Origin of the sequence: Pantoea sp. S61, assembly GCF_016625145.1 — a bacterium.
Classification (GTDB): Bacteria; Pseudomonadota; Gammaproteobacteria; order Enterobacterales; family Enterobacteriaceae; genus Pantoea; species Pantoea rwandensis_B.
This window is the reverse complement of the sequence record NZ_JACVUO010000010.1, coordinates 153226-170607: the sequence shown is the minus strand read 5'-3', so window position 1 is coordinate 170607 and position 17382 is coordinate 153226. Positions and strand designations below refer to the sequence as shown.

Below are 17382 nucleotides of genomic sequence, written 5' to 3'. Positions count from 1 at the left end.
GAAAAGACTCAGCAATCGATGAAATCTCTGTAATTACATGTCCATGACACAAAAAATGGAACTGTACACCCGATGATTTATCTTAAGGTCATGTAATTCCCCCTCGAATAATCATCAGGTTGTCAGACGCGCAAACAGGAACAGCTTTACGAAATCATTATTAACTTAAATGAAATGAGATCAGGATATTCAGAATAGTAGCACACTCCCATCAGCCGATATTAACGTTCCAAAATAGTGAGCCATTATGATTTATCGGGTGCTAATACCGCAATGGCACCTTCGATTAAACGATAATGTGCAGGTGTGCGACCAATAATTTCCCCATCAGCATTAATGTCATGCGGACGCCGGGTGTGCAGGCTAAATTGGGTGCCGCTCAGCGTACGCACGCTGCCCCAGCGACCATGCGTACCACGGCGCAGAGAGGGAAATAGCGCCAGAATTTGCCACCAGTGACGCACTTCCAGGCTATAAGCATCCAGACGACCATCATCGGGTGCCGCGTCCTTCTCTATCGTCATCCCACCGCCGTAAAAGCGGCCATTGCCAACTGAAAATTGCACCGTTTTAATGGCTTCCTGCTGGCCATCATAATGCAGCATGGCGCTGAAGGGACGGCTTTGCCGCAGCAGGCGTAAAGCAGCAAGCGCATAACCCGCAGTGCCCCACTTTTTCTTGGCTGCTGCGGTGAGATTGCGTGCCAGGCTGGCAGAAAACCCTACGCTGGACACATTCAAAAACAGATGGCCGTTGACTTCACCCAAATCGATACGCCGCGTGTGTCCCGCGACGATGATGTTAATCGCTGCATCCAGATTGAAAGGAATGCCTAACGTACGGGCAAAGTCATTGGCCGTGCCGAGCGGCAAAATGCCCAGCGGCAAGCGGGATTGCATCAATCCTGGTGCCGCCGCATTCAGCGTGCCATCGCCGCCGCCGACTATCACCACATCCACTTGATGCTGATGCGCCAGAATCAATTCACTGTAACTGCGTTCATCCTCTTCGTGAGGGGTAATAAGGGAATAACCTGCTGCCGATAATAGTTGATGTGCCAGATCCGCCCACTGTGCACCACGGCGTGCCCGACGATTGACCAGTAGGAGCGCGCGCCGCTGCTCAGGTTGAGCACCAGGATTGGTCATTTCGATATTTCCCTGAAATTAAATGCATCAGGCGAAAGTAAACAGAGATAACGAAACTGGCAATCTTCCTTAGATATCTTTACACCCATAATAGGATTTTTCTATATCTAAAAGTAATTAAGATCCTCTTAAGATTTTTGTGCTTCACTTATTCACTGGCGAACACTGGATTTGACGCATTGCGTTATCACAATACTCTCAATGAGCAAGGGTGAATTATGCTGATAAAACTGAAGCGCACCAGAACACACGTTGAAGATCGTAATCTCGCCCTGTGCCTGGCCACATCAGCGGGATTATTGAACGCCATGGCGCTAGCTGCCTTCGGCTTTTTCCCCTCGCATATGTCCGGCAACATTGCACAAATCTCCAGCGATTTGAACGAGATGGATATTCGTAATCTTAAAGTCTTCATCGCCATGATTGGCGCCTTTGTCACCGGCGCGGTGGTGGCGAGGATTTCGGTGGTGCTTGGGGTGATTAATGGGCTGCGCACCATATTTAGCTGCATTTTACTGGTGGAAGGCGTGCTGTTAATATTGACGTCGCTGTTCGAGATCTATTATTTCTCATCAAATAATAACGGCGAAATATTGCTGCTATTGGCCTTTTTGATGGGTGTGCACAATTCTACCTCGACGCAACTTTCGAACGGTCGCGTACGATCCACCCATATTACCGGCACCCTAACCGATGCAGGTATCTCTATCGGTTCGGTATTTGTCGCATTATTGCGCCGCGATCCCTCGAAAAATATCCGTGCCTTTAAGCAGCAACTGAACACCCATCTGGTGACCATTTTCTCCTTCCTGACCGGTGGCATTGTCGGCCTGCTAATCTTCAATGCTTTAGGCTTCGGATCGCTGATTGGCCCCGGATTAATTCTGGTAGTAATTGCCACGCTTTCGATTGTTTTCACGCTTTATAAAGTGAAAAGTCGCAGCTACGCCAAAGCGATCCCTTCTTAATACAGAATCATCAGTAGTCATTCTGCGATGCAGGCGATATAACAAAAGCAGGACAATCTCATCGCAGAGGACAATATGGCGCTTTCACACGAATTGATTCTGATCTACACCACCTATTTTGTTGCCACCGCCAGCCCTGGCCCGAGCAATATGGCGATCATGGGCACGGCAATGAAGAAAGGGCGCGGTGCCGCACTGGCGCTGGCAAGTGGAGTGATTAGCGGTTCGATGATGTGGGCGCTGCTGGCAGCCTGCGGCGTGTTGACCGTACTGGCAACCTTTGCTCAGCTATTGATTGTGCTGAAAATCGGCGGTGGCTTATATCTGCTGTGGCTGGCCTATAAGGCGGGTAAATCGGCATTACGTCGTCCTGATGCGAATGAATTCAGCGCCAGCGGCGACAAAGTCACTTTTGTCAGGCTGTTTCGGCAGGGTATTTTGATGCACGTCGGCAATCCCAAGGCGATTTTGACCTGGGTGGCGATCATGTCGGTGGCACTGAAACCGGATGCAGCGGCTTCAACTTTACCGATGATCATCGCCGGTTGTGCCACGATCTGCGTGCTGGTGTTTTGCGGCTATGCCCTGCTGTTCTCCACTGCGGTCATGGCAGCATTTTATCGCCGTATCCGCCGTGGGCTGGATGCGCTGCTGGCGTGCTGCTTCGCCGTTGCGGGTTTGAAACTGGTTTTTAGCCGGAGTTAACCGGAAGCGGTGCTGGCAAGCGCAGCACCGCTTGCAACTCATCAGGAGTTGTTCGGCGCAGCGGCCTGGGTTTCGCTAAAGGTCGGCTTCTGACGTGTCACCGAATAGACCACGTTCTTCGGGCCTTTAGTGTCGGTGGTCACATCCACCGACGCAATGGTCACCTTGCCAAAACCGAACAGCGTCTGCACGTAACCACCGACCTGGTGTTTACCTTCACTCACGCGGATCTCTTTATTCTCGCCTTTTTGCAGCAGCCCGGCATCCTGACCATCTACCGTCACGTAAACGGAAGACCCGTCATCGGTACGCGTGATCAGATGGGAAACGTTGATCACGGTCGGCCCGCTATCAAACTGGGAAGGAATGTTGTCATTCTCGATGGGGGCAGCAGCTGGAGCGTCAGCTTGCGCGGTAGCGTTGCTATCTGCGGCGTGGCGTGCACAACCGGTAAGCATGAGTGCGGCCGTCAAAGCGGCCAGAGTGAAACGCGAAAACATCGTGACGAAAAACCTTTTGCTAAATGAGAAGCAATTATTTTAGCGTGCCTCGCGGAGTGATGACAGTCACACAAATCCAGTATTTTCCGAAAACCTGTCTCGATGTGTTTCATCCAGGGGAAAGCAGCACGGAATGCAAATGGGTAAATTGAGGGCGCCCGGAATGAAGGACGCCCTGCCTGAGAGTGATTACCAGCTGTAGCTCACAGACGCCACAATCGAACGACCGCTGCCGTAGAAGCACGCGCTGGTGTTGCTACAGGATGCAACATAGTGCTTATCGGCCACATTGTTCACGTTCAGCTGCAGCGTGGTGCCACGCAGTGAGTTAGCCGCTTCGCCCAGCTCATACTTCGCCATCACGTCATACAGCGTGTAATGCGGAACCTTGTCCTGACCGGTGGAATCCGCCCAGGCCGTGCCGGTATAACGCACACCGCTGCCGAGCGTCAGACCGTTCAGCACACCGTCCAGGAAGCTGTAGCTGCCCCAGGCCGAAGCAGCATGGCGCGGAATACTGGCAGGTGTTTTGCCGACCTGTGCCGCGGTGTTGCTCTCTTTGGTTTCCGCATCGGTAAAGGTATACGCCGCCATCACCTTAATCTCCGGGGTGATCTGCGCGTGCGCTTCTGTCTCAATGCCTTTGGACTTCACCTTACCGATCTGCTCGTTGTAGCCCAGTTCGCTGTTGTAAGTGGTGATGTTTTTCTGCGTGATATCAAACGCGGAAACGGTAAACACCGCATCCCAACCCACAGGCTGATACTTGATACCGATTTCCGTCTGCTCGCCAGTCGTCGGTGCGAAGGGATCGCTACCCGGCGCACCCGTGCTCAGATTCGGTTCGAACGAGGTGCTGTAGCTGATATACGGCGACAGGCCATTATCGAAAGCATACAGCAGGCCAGCACGGCCGGTGAACTTGCTATCATTCTGCTGGGTGGTGCTGTTCTCAATGCGGTCCTGCGAACGCACTTCTGACCAGTCCTGGCGACCCGACAGCAGCAGATTCCATTGATTCCATTCCAGCTGGTCCTGCAGATACACGCCAACCTGATCGAGCTTTTTGCGCGTGCTGGTGTTCAATGCCAGATCGCTCTCATTGATTGTCACGCTGGTCGGATTCGCCCAGTCGAGAATGTACTGGTCACCGCTGTCGCGCCACAGTTTGTTGTCGACATCGCTCCATTTGTAATCCAGCCCGCCCAGCACGGTATGCGCTACGTTGCCGGTATCGAACGTCGCTTTAACCTGGTTATCAATGCCCAGTTCTTTGGACTTGATTTTGTCATGCTGTGGACGACGGTTGATCTGATGGTCACTGCCATCCACATCGAAGGTATAGACCAGATATTTGTACGACTCATCCATGTTGCTGTAACGCATATTCTGCGTGAAGCTGATGTTGTCGTTGAAGTTATGCTCGAAGATGTAGCCAACTGAAGTCTGCTCGCGTTTCGCTTCGTTAAAGCTCGGATCGCTGACATTGAGATCGTAAGGAATGTAGCCCGCGCTGGTGTTAAACAGCGTGCCGTTGGCAGGCAGGAAGTTACGATATCCGGCCTTTGGCTCGTTCTGATACATCGTCAGCAAGGTGAAACTGGTGTCCGCGTTTGGCAGCCACGTCAGCGCGGGGGCAATCGCCATGCGCTGCTGTTTGTTATCTTTCACGAACTCATGTTTGGTGCTGGCGATACCGTTAAGACGATAAAACAGCGTGTTGTCGTCATTCAGTTTGCCGCCGAAATCAAACGCAGCTTCGCCCAGATGCTGATTACCCGTGCTGAGCTGAACTTTATGAATGCTCTGCGCAGTCGGGCGTTTGCTGGTCATCGCGATGATGCCGCCAGGGTTCACCTGGCCATACAACACCGATGCCGGGCCATGAATCATCTCCACACGTTCCAGCAACCACGGGTCGATCTGTCCTGCCGCACCCTGCTGTCCTGACAGGCCGTAGCTCAAGCCATCAAGGAATTTCGGTGCATAGCGGAAACCACGTGCGATGATCTCATCGTTACGATTCGAGTTACCACGGTAGTTGGTCAGTACGCCGCTGGTGTAACTCAATGCATCCGCCACCGAAGGTGCCGCCTGATCGTCCATCTGCTCACGCGTAATCACCGAAATCGATTGCGGGGTTTTACGCAGTGGCGTTGAAGTTTTAGTGCCAGCGGCACTCTCTTTCGCCACATAACCTTGCAGCGGAGACGTCACACTTTCACGCGTATCTGCATTCACGGTGAGGGTCTCTTCCGCCGCGACGCTGAAGGCGGCAGGCGCCACCAGCAGGATTGAGGCCAGTGACAGGTGAAGACGGGAGAATCTGAACGGAAGTGCCACAGCAGGTATTGCTAAATTTTTTGCTTTAACGGACATAGTTGCCATCTCTATTTCAAACTGCCTTGTCGATGAAATAATCCGTCCATTCCCCTTCACCCAACGGCGAAAGCTGTAACGGATTGAAATATAACTTCCTCTGATAAAACACGGCCCTGAATTTCCCTTCAACACCCATCTCAGAATAATCATCTGAAAATTAGGGGATTTATTCGGCGCAAAAATAATATTGCAAATGTAAATCGTTATCAATAGCATTTGCATTACGTTTTTTAATGTAAAGTCTTTGAAGAAAATGTGGAGAGAGATTGCAGGATGTTTCTCAGTGATGCAGAGCAAATGACGCAAAACGAGTTGCCAGCCGGAACCGTCACCCAATGGTTACAGCTTGATGATTTAGGCAGTCACCACTGGTGGGAGCGGCTTCAATCCGTGGGTACGCCGGTGATTGAGCACCAGGCAGGCGGCGAAACCCGTATGCACTTTTTCTGGCGCGATCCGGAAGGCCGTTCCGAGCTATCGTCTACCAAAAAGGTCTATATCGATATAAACGGCGTCACCGATCATCACAGCCAGGCGCCTGAATCCCTTGTTCGCGTCGGTCATAGCGATGTCTGGCATTGGTCGACGCCTATCGAATCTGACTGGCGCGGCAGCTACAGTCTGATCCCGGTGACCGCTGAGCATTTGCCCCCGCTGTTCTGCGGCAGTGACGAATCCTGCCGGGTACTCCAACGCAAGTGGTGGATATCGCTGATGCCGCTGGCGATCCCCGATACGCTGAATCCTTCGCCCCCGTTTCTGAGTAGCCGCCGTTTTGCGTTGAGTAATGCGCATATGCCCGACGCGCCGGATCAATCCGCCTGGCAACCGCTGGATGCCGGATTGGCCGACACCTGGCCGGATGGCCTGCAAACCTTGCAGTGGCACAGCCACCTGCTCAACGTCACGCGTCACGTCTGGCTTTACACCACCGGAAAGACCGCACAAACGGACCAGCGCCCGCTGGCAATTTTGCTGGATGGGCAAAACTGGGTGTACGGACAGCCGATTTTCAGCGCCCTCGATCAGGTTACTGATGCGGGTGAGCTGCCGCCTGCCTGCTGGTTATTTATCGACGTGATCGACAGCCAGCATCGCGAAGTTGAACTGCCCTGCAACGAAACCTTCTGGCTGGCGGTACAACAAGAACTGTTGCCACTCGCACGCCAGCATGCGGCGTTCAGCAGTGATGGCAGCCGCACGCTGGTGGCGGGTCAAAGCTATGGAGGCCTCGCCGCGCTGTATGCCGGTCTACATTGGCCGCAGCGTTTTGGCCGCATCCTCACACAATCTGGCTCTTTCTGGTGGCCGCACCTGCAATACATCCGCGATTACGCCAACCGTGAACAGCACGCGCCGGGTCTGCTGTTGCAGCGTTTGCAGAACAATGCCCTGCCCGCTGGACAACTGAAGATTTTCCAGGAAGTCGGCGATCGTGAGCAGGACATGCTGTTCGTTAACCAGCAAATACGTCCCGCGCTGGAAGCCGCAGGCCATGAACTCTTTTTCCGCTGCTACGCCGGAGGGCACGACGCACTGTGCTGGCGCGGTGGCTTGATCGACGGCTGCCGCTGGTTGCTGGCCGATCTTCTCTCTGAAACAACCTCAAAAGGTAACCACCATGTCTGAACAACAGAATCCGTTTGATAACGATGCGCTCGATTTTCTGGTGCTGATCAATGCGCGCCAGCAGTACAGCCTGTGGCCGGCATTTGCCCAGGTGCCCGCGGGCTGGCAAAACGTGGCGGGTCCACTACCACGTGCCGCAGCGATTGAGTACATCGAAACCCACTGGCAAGACATGCGACCAGCGACGCAACAGACGTCGTCCAGCGCACATTAATTTTTCGTTTTTTAACTTTTCCTTTTTTTGATTTTTTAGACGGGAACATTCCTTTGGCATCGATAATCACGCATTCACCTGCGTATCCTTTGGTGGCGGCTCAGCCCGGCATCTGGATCGCGGACGCTATTGCGCAGCAGCGCAATCAATTTACCGTGGCGCACTACAGCGTGCTGCACGGCGACATTAACCGCGCGGCGTTGGACAGCGCCATCCGCCAGACGATGGCAGAAGCCGACACCGTGCAGGCACGCTTTGGCCTCGATGAAAACGGTGATCCCGCGCAGTGGTTTGATGCGCAAGCTCTGGTGCTGCCGGAGTGGCACGACTTCAGCCAGCGCGGGGACGCCACCGGTCAGGCACATAAACTTATGCAGGCCGATCTGCGTGCCGACCTGGCGGCTGACGGCGATAAACCGCTCTATCGCCACCTATTGATGCGCGTGGGTGATGGCAGCTGGTGGTGGTATCAGCGCTATCACCATCTGCTGGTTGATGGATTCAGCTTCGAGGCGCTGACGCAGCGTGTAGCGGCCATCTATGCCGAACTGTGCCGTGGCGAAGAACCCTCACCTTCACCCTTCACGCCATTTAGTGAAGTGATTGATGAATATCAGCAGTGGCAGGCATCACCGGCTTTTGCCCGCTCCGCCAGCCACTGGCAAACCTATGCAGCTGAACTGCCTGAAACCTTAACCCTCTCCTGTGAAAGCGTACTGGATGCTGGCGATCGCCCGATCAGCTGCCACGTCGCGCTGCCGGAATTGGCAACATTGCGTCAGCACGCTGCATTCCAGGATTTCAGCGAAGGCGATATCGTCAGTGCCCTGCTGCTGGCTTATCTGGCGCGCATCAGCGACAGCCCGCGCTTGTCGATTGGCTTTCCCTTTATGCGCCGCATGGGTTCAGCGGCGCTGACGGCGTTGGGTCCCGTGGTCAACGTCCTGCCGCTGATCTTCGACATTCCTCATCAGAGCGATTTAGCCACGCTGGTGCAGCAGGTGCAGGCGGAAATCCGTAAAGCACGCCGCCACCAGCGCTATGAAGCAGAGCAACTCCGTCGCGATCTGGGTTTGGTCGGCAGCAACCAACAGCTTTACGGACCGGTGATTAACGTCAAGGTCTATCATGATGAACTGCAATTCGATGGCATTCCGGCGGCGACTCACACCTTAGCCATGGGCCCAGTCGACGATATCGAGTTTGAAGTGGGCTTCCGTGATGGCGCATTGCAGTTAACGCTGGTGGCTAACTCGACGCGCTATGACGCGAAAATGTTACAGCGTCACGCCAATCGCATTCGTCATCTGCTCACGCAGTTCGCCGCGCAACCACAAATCAGCCTGGATACGCTGTCGATCATTGCCCCAGACGAACAGGCTGATTTGCAGCGCTGGTCCACTGGCCCGGAATTCACTCTGCCTGCGGGCGCGACCACCATCGTGGATATGCTGCTGCAACGCACGGCGCAAAGCGCTGACCAGACGGCGGTCGTCTGTGGCGCACAGTCGCTGACCTACCGCCAACTCACCAATCGCGCCATGCAACTGGCGCATGTACTGATTGCGCGTGGCCTGCGAGCGGACGACGTAGTGGCGATTGGCATTCCGCGCTCGGTAGATTCGCTGGTTGCGATCTTCGGCGTACTGGCGAGCGGCGCGGCTTACATACCGCTGGATCTCGATTATCCACGCGAACGTCTGGCACTGATGTGCGACGATGCTCAACCCGTATTATTGCTGACCCACTCCGCTACACTGGCGCAGATGCCGACACTTCCCGCGCTGTGCATCGATCAGCTGGAGAGTGAACTGGCGGCACAGCCGTCGAGTGTGCCGCACACCGCGTTGTGCGGTGTCGATCTCGCTTATATGATTTACACCTCCGGTTCAACCGGCCGGCCAAAAGGCGTGATGAGCACACATCAGGGATTGCTGAATCTGTTCCTGTCACATCGCGAACATCTGTTTGGACCGGCGATTGACCGCTTCCACGCCAGCAACCCGCGCCGGATGCGCGCCGGCCATACCGCGTCGTTCTCATTCGACTCTTCGTGGGAGCCGCTGTTCTGCATGCTGATGGGCTGCGAGCTGAATATCTTCGACGAAGAACTGCGTCGCGATGCCTGGGGTTTGATTCAGCAGATGAACGCGGTGCCGGTCGATCTGCTGGACATCACGCCGTCATTCTTCTCTCAGATGATCGACAGCGGATTGCTGGAAGCGGAAAACCATCGCCCTGCTTTTGTCATGATCGGCGGTGAAGCCGCCACGCCGACGTTGTGGAAACTGATGCAGCAACAGCAGCAGATGGAAATCCACAACTATTACGGCCCGTCTGAGTACACCATAGATACCCTCGGTGCCAGCGTGCTGGCTTCACCGCAGCCGGTAATTGGTCGTCCGGTGGGCAACAGCCAGGTTTATCTGCTCGACAGCCAACTGCGGCCGGTACCGATTGGCTGCACCGGCGAACTCTATATTTCCGGAATGGGCATCGCGCGCGGATATCTGCGCCGCCCGGATCTGACTGCCGCCCGCTTTGTCGCTAACCCCTTCCGTGAAGGCGAGGTGATGTACCGCAGCGGTGATGTGATGCGCTGGCGTCAGGATGGTCAACTGGCGTTTATCGGGCGGGTGGATCACCAGATCAAAGTGCGCGGGTTCCGCGTCGAACTGGGTGAAATTGAAAACGCACTAGTGGCACTGCCCGAAGTGAGTACCGCAGTGGTGATTGCCGAAGTGATGGGCGCCACTCACCGTCTGATTGGCTACTGCTCGGTACAGGATGATGCCCTGCGCGCCGATCCGCAACTCAGCACCCGCTTGCTGGCGCAGCTGGGTACCCAGTTGCCGGACTATATGCTGCCAGCCGTGCTGATGGTGCTGGATGATCTACCACTGAATGTGAATGGCAAAATCGACCGCCAGGCACTGCCGAAACCACAGCAGGCTCAGCAACAGCAAAGCCGCGCTGCGCGCACCCCGCAGGAAACGTTGATTTGCCAGGCGATGGCCAGCCTGCTCGGATTGGAGAGCGTCGGCGCGGAGGATGACTTCTTCTCACTCGGTGGTGACAGCATTTCGGCGATGGGTCTTAGCACTGCCGCTCGCCGCGCGGGGTATATGCTGCGCCCGCGAGACATTTTTGCCGAACGCACCGCCGCGCGCATGGCACAAGATTTAGCCCCGCTGGCACAGCACTCTCAACATGCCCGTGTGTCACAACAGGGGGCGATTGGCGGATTGCCGATTCTGCACTGGTTCAATGCGCAAGCAGGCATCAATGCCCGCTTCGCCCACGGCGTGCTGCTGTCCGTGCCGCCAGAGCTGCAACTCGCGCAGCTGGAACAGCTGATTGAACAGCTTGCCAGCACACATCCAGCCCTCAACGCCTTCACACGTGATAATCAGTTAGTGGTGGGCGAACCGCTCTCTGCGCGCCCTGCGCGTTGTCGCGTTATCGAAGTAACAGCGCGTGACCAGGCCGCCGATCAGGTCTTCTGTGACGATGCAGCACGCCTCGATCCGGCGACAGGATCATTGCTACAGGCGACCCTGCTTCAGACACAAGGTGCAAGCTGCGGATTGGTGTTAACGCTGCACCATCTGGTGGTGGATGGCGTGTCATGGCGCGTGTTGCTGGATGAACTGCAACAGGCCGGTGATGCACTGCTGAGCGGCGCGCCGATCGCCTTACCCGCTGAAGAGACCTCGCTGCATGACTGGTCCGCTACGCTGTTGGCCAACCTGGCCTCACGCGCCAGCGAAATGCCGTTCTGGCAACGCATGCTGGAGCAACCGTTGCCTGCACTGGGTGAGCGTGCCTTAAACGGTCATGAACGCGCCTTGCATCAGCGCACTCTGCTGGATGCGGCCACCAGCGCCGCCTTATTGCATACCCTGCCGCAGCAGTTCCGCGCCACCAGCGAAGAGTTACTGCTGACTCTGCTATCACTGGCGCTGCGCAGCATGAACGGCAGTGCGTTACAACGCGTGACGCTGGAGTCACACGGCCGTGCCGAGTTGCACGATCATCAGGATCTGGCGCGAACGGTGGGCTGGCTGACAGCGGAGTTTCCTCTGCTGCTCGCCCTGCCTGCTTCGGCCGACCTGAATGACAGCGTGCGCGCGGTGAAATCTGCGCTGCGTGCCGTGCCGGATCGCGGCATCGGTTATGGCCAACTGCGCTGGCTGGATGCCCACCGTGGCATCACGCTGGCGAAACTGGCCGCCGACCATGCGCCACAGGTGCTGTTCAATTATCTCGGCCGCTTCACTCAATCCGCTGGTCACTGGCAGCCTCAGCGCACCGCGCAGCAGTTCCGCGACACCTTTGCGGTGATTCAGGACGATGCTATGCCGTTACAGCACGCACTGGAACTCAACGTGTTTGTTGATGACCAGCAGCTGGCGCTGAACTGGAGCTGGGCGGAGGGCGTCTTGCATGCCGATCAGATTCAGCAACTGCATCAGGCTATCGCGCTGGGTGCACAACAGCTTTGCCACTTCGCAGAGCAACAGCCACAGCAGGCCGCTAACACGCTGGTCGCTGCGGAAATCAATCTTGAAGGTGTGGATGATGCGCTGCTGCAACTCTTGCGCGCACGTCACGGGGCCTTTAGACACGTCTTGCCGCTGCTGCCGTTGCAGAAAGGATTACTGTTCCACGCACAGACCAGTGGCGCGCAAGGCAGCTATAACTCACTGACGCGATTAACCCTCAGCGGTGATGTGTCGGTAGCATCGGTGCAGCAGGCGCTCAACCAGGTGTTGCAGCGCCATCCGCAGCTCGCCGCCCGGTTTGACAGCGAACTCAGTCTGCAACCCTTGCAGTTGCTGCCGGAAGGCGATCTGCATTGGCCGCTGCAGGTGCTGGAAGCCGGGGATATTGACGCCGCTGAGCATCAGGCGCTGTCACAGGATCTGTTCCAGCAGCCGGTGATGTTGCAGGCCACGCTGATCCCTCATCAGCCTGAAGCACGCTGGACGCTGCTGCTGAATGCACATCATCTGGTGGTGGATGGCTGGTCAACGCCGGTGATTTTAAACGATTTACTTAGTGCGTTGCGTCAACAGCCGCTGGCCGCCCAACGCACCCATTATGCCGACATCGTGCGCCAGCTTAGCCAACGAGATGTGCATCAGGCACGCCAGCAGTGGCAGGAATGTCTGCACGACGTGCGGCCCACGTTGCTGTATCCCAATGCCGCCGACAGTGCTGTTCAGGAAAAACGCATTACCCTGGATGCCACATTGGAGCGCGAACTCTATGCGCTGTGCCGCACTCGCGGATTGACCCTCAATACTGTGATGCAGGGCCTGTGGGGCATGATGTTGTCGATTGCCAGTGGTCAGCAGGACGTGGTGTTTGGCGCGCCGGTATCCGGTCGTTTCGGCCAGATTGAAGGGATCGATCAACATGTCGGTCTGTTCAGTAATACGCTGCCGGTGCGCGTGCGGTTTGATACTCAGCGCCCGCTGCTGGAGCAGTTAGCCGCGCATCAAAATCAGCAGATCCAGCTGATTGAACAGGATTGCCTCGGACTGGCTGAAATCCAACAGCTGGCAGGTGCAGGCACCCTGTTTGATACCTTGCTGGTGGTGGAAAACTACCCTGACAATCCATCGTTACAGGATGCCAACGCGCGAGTACGCTGTGAAGCGATCCACAACCGTGGCTACACCCATTATCCGTTGACGCTGCTGGTGCTGCCGGGTGAACAGCTAACGCTGTTGATGGAATATCGCGCCTGTGTCACCGATGCCGATCGTTTGGCTGAACGCCTGTTGCTGCTGTTGCAACAGCTGGTCACCACACCGGATCTGCCGTTAACGCAATGGCGTTTACAAACCCTCGCCGAGCAATCGCTGCTCGAGTGGGTCAATAACACCGGTGTGCAGCTGGAGAATGAAACCCTGCAACAAGCCATCGCCCAGCAAGCCGCACGCACGCCGGACGCGTTGGCGCTGAGCGACGTCGATCATCAACTCACCTACCGCGAGATGCAGCGTCAGGCCACATTGCTGGCCGATCGACTCATCGAAGCGGGCGTGATGCCAGGCGATATCGTTGCCGTTGCCTTGCCGCGCTCGGTTCGTCTGAGTATTGCCCTTACCGCCATCTTGCAGGCAGGCGCGGCCTGGTTGCCGCTGGATATTGGTTATCCCGATGAGCGTCTGGAGTACATGGTGGACGATGCACGACCGTGGGTGGTGATCACCGAATCGGCGCTGGAAAGTCGATTCGCCAACTTTGGCACCCTGATGATGTTCGATCGCCTTGCCAGTGAGCAGAGTGTGGCGCGTCATACGTTGCCTAAACCCGACGCGCAGCGACCGGCTTATGTGCTTTACACCTCAGGTTCGACCGGCAAGCCAAAAGGCGTGGTGGTCAATCAGCGCGCCATCGTTAACCGCTTGCGCTGGATGCAAGCCAGCTATCCATTGCGTAACGACGACGTGGTGTTGCAGAAAACCCCGTGCAGCTTTGATGTTTCGGTTTGGGAGTTCTTCTGGCCGTTAATGACTGGCGCACAGCTGATGATGGCGCCCCCGGATGCCCATCGCGATCCGCAGGCGTTGTGGCAGTTGATTGACGATTATCAGGTCACCACCCTGCACTTCGTTCCGTCGATGCTGGCCGCCTTTGTCGGGCATGTCAGTGCGCAAACCGATCACGCCTGCGCCTCGCTGCGCCGTGTATTTTGCAGCGGTGAAGCATTAGCCTGCGATCTGGCTCGCAGCTATCAGCAAGTGATCGCGGCACCGCTGCATAATCTTTACGGCCCCACCGAAGCGGCCGTGGATGTGACCTGGCAACCCGCCAGCGGTAGCGCGCTCGAAGGCCTGAATGGCCCCGGCGTGCCGATTGGTCGCCCGGTGTGGAACACCCAACTGCATATCCTCGATAATCTGCTGCGCCCGGTGCCGGTCGGCGTGCCTGGCGATCTTTATCTCAGCGGCATCCAGCTTGCCGATGGCTATCTGCATCGTGCCGATCTTACCGCGCAGCGTTTTATTGCCGCTCCGTTTGCCGATGGCGAACGTATGTACCGCACCGGTGATATCGCCTGCTGGCGCGAGGATGGCGCCGTGGAGTATCTGGGGCGCAGCGACGACCAGCTGAAGATGCGTGGACAACGTATCGAACCGGGTGAAATTGAGCAGGCGCTGGTGGCACTGCCGGGCGTGGCGCAGGCAGTCGTGGCTGCACGCAATTTGACACAACAGGCGACGGCGGGCGTCGATAATCGCCAGCTGCTCGGCTGGCTGGTGGCTCAGCCTGGCGTGGCACTGGACATCGAACAGGTAAAACAGCAGTTGAGCACTCGCCTGCCCGCCCACATGCAGCCGGTGAGCTATTTGCTGCTGGACGATTTGCCCCTTAGTGCCAACGGCAAATTGGATCGTAAAGCACTACCGATGCCGCAACGCAGCGCGCAGGCTGGCCGTCTGCCGGAAACGCCTCACGAGCAGATGCTGGCAGAACTGTTCCAGCAGCTACTGGGATGTGAGCAGGTGTATGCCGACGATGACTTCTTTGCGTTGGGCGGTCATTCGCTGCTGGCGATGCGACTGGCAGCAGAAATACGCCGCCGTGTAGCGCAGCCAGTGAGTGTCGGGCAGATCATCGCCGCACGCAGCGTGGAGAAACTGGCGGCACTGCTGGCGGGTGATGTCAGTGACAGCAGCGGCAACGGGGAGTTGCTGCCACTGCGTGCCGGCCAGGGTCCGACGCTGTTCTGCATCCATCCGGCATCGGGCTTCGCCTGGCAGTACAGCGCGCTGCTGCACTATCTCGATGGCGATTTCCCGATCGTGGGGCTGCAATCACCGCGCCCGACGGGCGTTATCGCAGCCTGTGCCAGCGTAGAAGCCATGTGCGATCGCCATCTGGCCGCTATACGCGAACACCAGCCACAGGGGCCTTACTTCCTGTTGGGCTACTCGTTGGGTGGCACGCTGGCACAAGGCATTGCGGCGCGTCTGCAGGCCAGTGGCGAAAGCGTGGCCTTCCTTGGTCTGCTGGATACCTACCCAGCCGAAGGACAGGACTGGCGCACGCCCGATGCTGAAGAGGCAGAGCAGGAAGTAGCACGGGAACAGGCCGAATTTATGGCCGCCACCGAAGATGAGCGCGATCCCCTGTTGCGTGCTGAGAAAGCCGCGATGTTTAGCACCATCGTCGCCAACTACAAGGACGCTGTTGCACGGCTGGCGGAAGCGCGTACGCCGCGTTATGCCGGTAAAGCCACGCTGTTTATGGCAGAGAAAACCCTGCCTGCCGACATGGATGTGCCTGCGACCTGGAAACCGTTTGTCTCAGACCTGGAAATCTGGCCGCTGGATTGTGAGCACGCTGACATTTTGTCTGCGACCTCGCTGCAAGTGCTGGGTCCGCTGATCAACCGGTTGCTGACCGCGACTCGCTTATAACCCGGCCCTCGGCCAATGAATGTGGGCGCGCTGATGTGCGCCCCAGCTCGTTTTTAACAATGGATATTTATGGCTAAGCCTTCAATTTTTCTTGATTTCAGCCTGCTGAAAAACAACGCCGCGTTTCGCGCCATCTTCTGCGCTCGCATGCTATCCGTGTTTGCGCTGGGCATGCTGGCCGTGGGTGTACCGGTTCAGATTCAAGCCATGACCGGCTCGACCTTACAGGTTGGCGTGGCCGTGATGCTCGATGGTATCGGCATGTTTATTGGCCTGCTGCTCGGCGGGGTGCTGGCAGATCGCTACGATCGCCGCAAACTGATCCTGTTTGCGCGTGGCACCTGTGGCATCGGTTTTGTGCTGCTGAGCCTGAACGCGTTTAGTCCTGCCCCTTCATTGTGGGCGCTCTATTTCCTCGCCTTCTGGGATGGTTTTTTTGGTGCGCTGGGCATGACGGCGCTGATGGCGGTGATTCCGTTAATTGTGGGACGCGAGCATCTGGCGGAGGCCGGTGCATTAAGCATGTTAACCGTGCGGCTGGGTGCGATCCTGTCTCCGGCGCTGGGTGGCATGATTATCGTGGCGGCAGGTGTTGGCTGGGCGTTTGCCGTCGCCGCCCTCGGCACGCTGGCGACCCTGATCCCACTGGTGCGGCTGCCCGCGATGAAACCTGAACAGCAAGAGCCTGAACACCCTTTGCGCGCGCTCGCCAGCGGCATTCAATTTGTCTGTCGGCACAATGTGGTGGGTGCTGCGGTGCTGGTGGGTTTGCTACTCAGTATGGTGGGTGCGGTGCGCATTCTTTTCCCGGCGCTGGCGCAGGTGTGGCAGGTTGATGCCTCAGCGCTGGGGTTAATGTACTCCGCCGTGCCGCTCGGTGCGATGATCGGCGCGTTCACCAGTGGCTGGGTGCGACAGCTGTCACGACCGGGTCTGGTGTTGCTGGTGAGTGCGTTGGTGGCCTTTGGCTGCATCGCTTCTCTGGGTCTTTACAGCCAACTGATCCCGGCGTTGCTGGCATTGGTGGCTTATGGCTACAGCAATGCCATCGCGTCCCTGCTGCAATTCATCCTGATTCAGCACCACACGCCGGACGCTCTGCTGGGTCGGGTCAACAGTCTGGGCACCGCGCAGGATGTGAGTGGCGATTCGCTGGGTGCATTAGGACTCGGTGCATTGGCACGTGCGCTGAGCGCGCTCAACAGTGTGCTGTGGTTTGGGGGCGTGGCCGCAGGTTTACTGCTGCTGGTCGCGCTGGCCGCACGCGGTTTGCGCACGGCACAGCTGCATCAGGAACCTCCTGCCGCTGAGCAAGCTGCCGCTTAGTGTACGAACTGTCGTTCGATACTGTTGAGTATATTGCTACCTGTTAGTGCACAAACTGCCGCTCAATACTGT

At 56.9% G+C, this 17382-nt stretch carries 9 protein-coding genes; 6 read left to right on the top strand and 3 right to left on the bottom strand.

Annotated elements, in window-relative coordinates; all coding sequences use genetic code 11:
• Positions 1–245: 245 nt before the first annotated feature.
• The gene (locus tag IAE30_RS18755; protein WP_200680659.1) at positions 246–1148 is read right to left on the bottom strand and encodes a lipid kinase; all 903 of its coding nucleotides are present in this window, start codon (positions 1146–1148) and stop codon (positions 246–248) included.
• A 218-nt stretch (positions 1149–1366) separates the two neighbouring features.
• On the opposite strand from IAE30_RS18755, the gene IAE30_RS18750 reads away from it, so the two are divergent.
• Together IAE30_RS18750 and IAE30_RS18745 are read left to right on the top strand one after the other, a co-directional pair.
• Positions 1367–2116, top strand: a complete 750-nt coding sequence (locus tag IAE30_RS18750; protein WP_200680658.1) for a YoaK family protein — start codon at positions 1367–1369, stop codon at positions 2114–2116.
• 75 nt (positions 2117–2191) lie between these two features.
• Positions 2192–2821: a LysE family translocator gene (locus IAE30_RS18745; RefSeq protein WP_200537089.1), complete on the top strand. Its 630-nt coding sequence runs from the start codon at positions 2192–2194 to the stop codon at positions 2819–2821.
• A gap of 41 nt (positions 2822–2862) precedes the next feature.
• On the opposite strand, the gene IAE30_RS18740 is transcribed toward IAE30_RS18745, so the two are convergent.
• Positions 2863–3321: a hypothetical protein gene (locus IAE30_RS18740; RefSeq protein ID WP_097118821.1), complete on the bottom strand. Its 459-nt coding sequence runs from the start codon at positions 3319–3321 to the stop codon at positions 2863–2865.
• Positions 3322–3510: 189 nt separating this feature from the next.
• On the bottom strand, positions 3511–5700 hold the full coding sequence (locus tag IAE30_RS18735) for a TonB-dependent siderophore receptor (RefSeq protein ID WP_200680657.1): 2190 nt from the start codon (positions 5698–5700) through the stop codon (positions 3511–3513).
• Positions 5701–5976: 276 nt separating this feature from the next.
• Between IAE30_RS18735 and fes the strand changes: the two genes are divergently transcribed.
• From fes to entS, 4 genes are all read left to right on the top strand, one after another.
• Positions 5977–7332 (top strand): enterochelin esterase, encoded by a 1356-nt coding sequence (gene fes, locus IAE30_RS18730; protein ID WP_200680656.1) that lies wholly within the window; start codon positions 5977–5979, stop codon positions 7330–7332.
• Positions 7325–7546 carry an MbtH family protein gene (locus IAE30_RS18725; RefSeq protein WP_034830344.1) on the top strand — a complete coding sequence of 74 codons (222 nt, stop codon included), beginning with the start codon at positions 7325–7327 and terminating at the stop codon, positions 7544–7546. Before fes ends, IAE30_RS18725 begins: the two co-directional genes overlap by 8 nt.
• A 53-nt stretch (positions 7547–7599) precedes the next feature.
• The gene (locus IAE30_RS18720) at positions 7600–15984 is read left to right on the top strand and encodes a non-ribosomal peptide synthetase (protein WP_200680654.1); all 8385 of its coding nucleotides are present in this window, start codon (positions 7600–7602) and stop codon (positions 15982–15984) included.
• A 69-nt stretch (positions 15985–16053) separates the two neighbouring features.
• Positions 16054–17310: an enterobactin transporter EntS gene (gene entS / locus IAE30_RS18715; RefSeq protein WP_200680652.1), complete on the top strand. Its 1257-nt coding sequence runs from the start codon at positions 16054–16056 to the stop codon at positions 17308–17310.
• The last annotated feature ends 72 nt before the right edge of the window (positions 17311–17382 follow it).

What these genes read in the sequence shown, in the direction of transcription:
- IAE30_RS18725 (WP_034830344.1), top strand. Translation starts at nt 7,325, where the DNA reads ATGTCTGAACAACAGAATCCGTTTGATAACGATGCGCTCGATTTTCTG.
- IAE30_RS18755 (WP_200680659.1), bottom strand. Translation starts at nt 1,148, where the DNA reads ATGACCAATCCTGGTGCTCAACCTGAGCAGCGGCGCGCGCTCCTACTG.
- IAE30_RS18735 (WP_200680657.1), bottom strand. Translation starts at nt 5,700, where the DNA reads ATGTCCGTTAAAGCAAAAAATTTAGCAATACCTGCTGTGGCACTTCCG.
- entS (WP_200680652.1), top strand. Translation starts at nt 16,054, where the DNA reads ATGGCTAAGCCTTCAATTTTTCTTGATTTCAGCCTGCTGAAAAACAAC.
- IAE30_RS18740 (WP_097118821.1), bottom strand. Translation starts at nt 3,321, where the DNA reads ATGTTTTCGCGTTTCACTCTGGCCGCTTTGACGGCCGCACTCATGCTT.
- IAE30_RS18750 (WP_200680658.1), top strand. Translation starts at nt 1,367, where the DNA reads ATGCTGATAAAACTGAAGCGCACCAGAACACACGTTGAAGATCGTAAT.
- IAE30_RS18745 (WP_200537089.1), top strand. Translation starts at nt 2,192, where the DNA reads ATGGCGCTTTCACACGAATTGATTCTGATCTACACCACCTATTTTGTT.
- fes (WP_200680656.1), top strand. Translation starts at nt 5,977, where the DNA reads ATGTTTCTCAGTGATGCAGAGCAAATGACGCAAAACGAGTTGCCAGCC.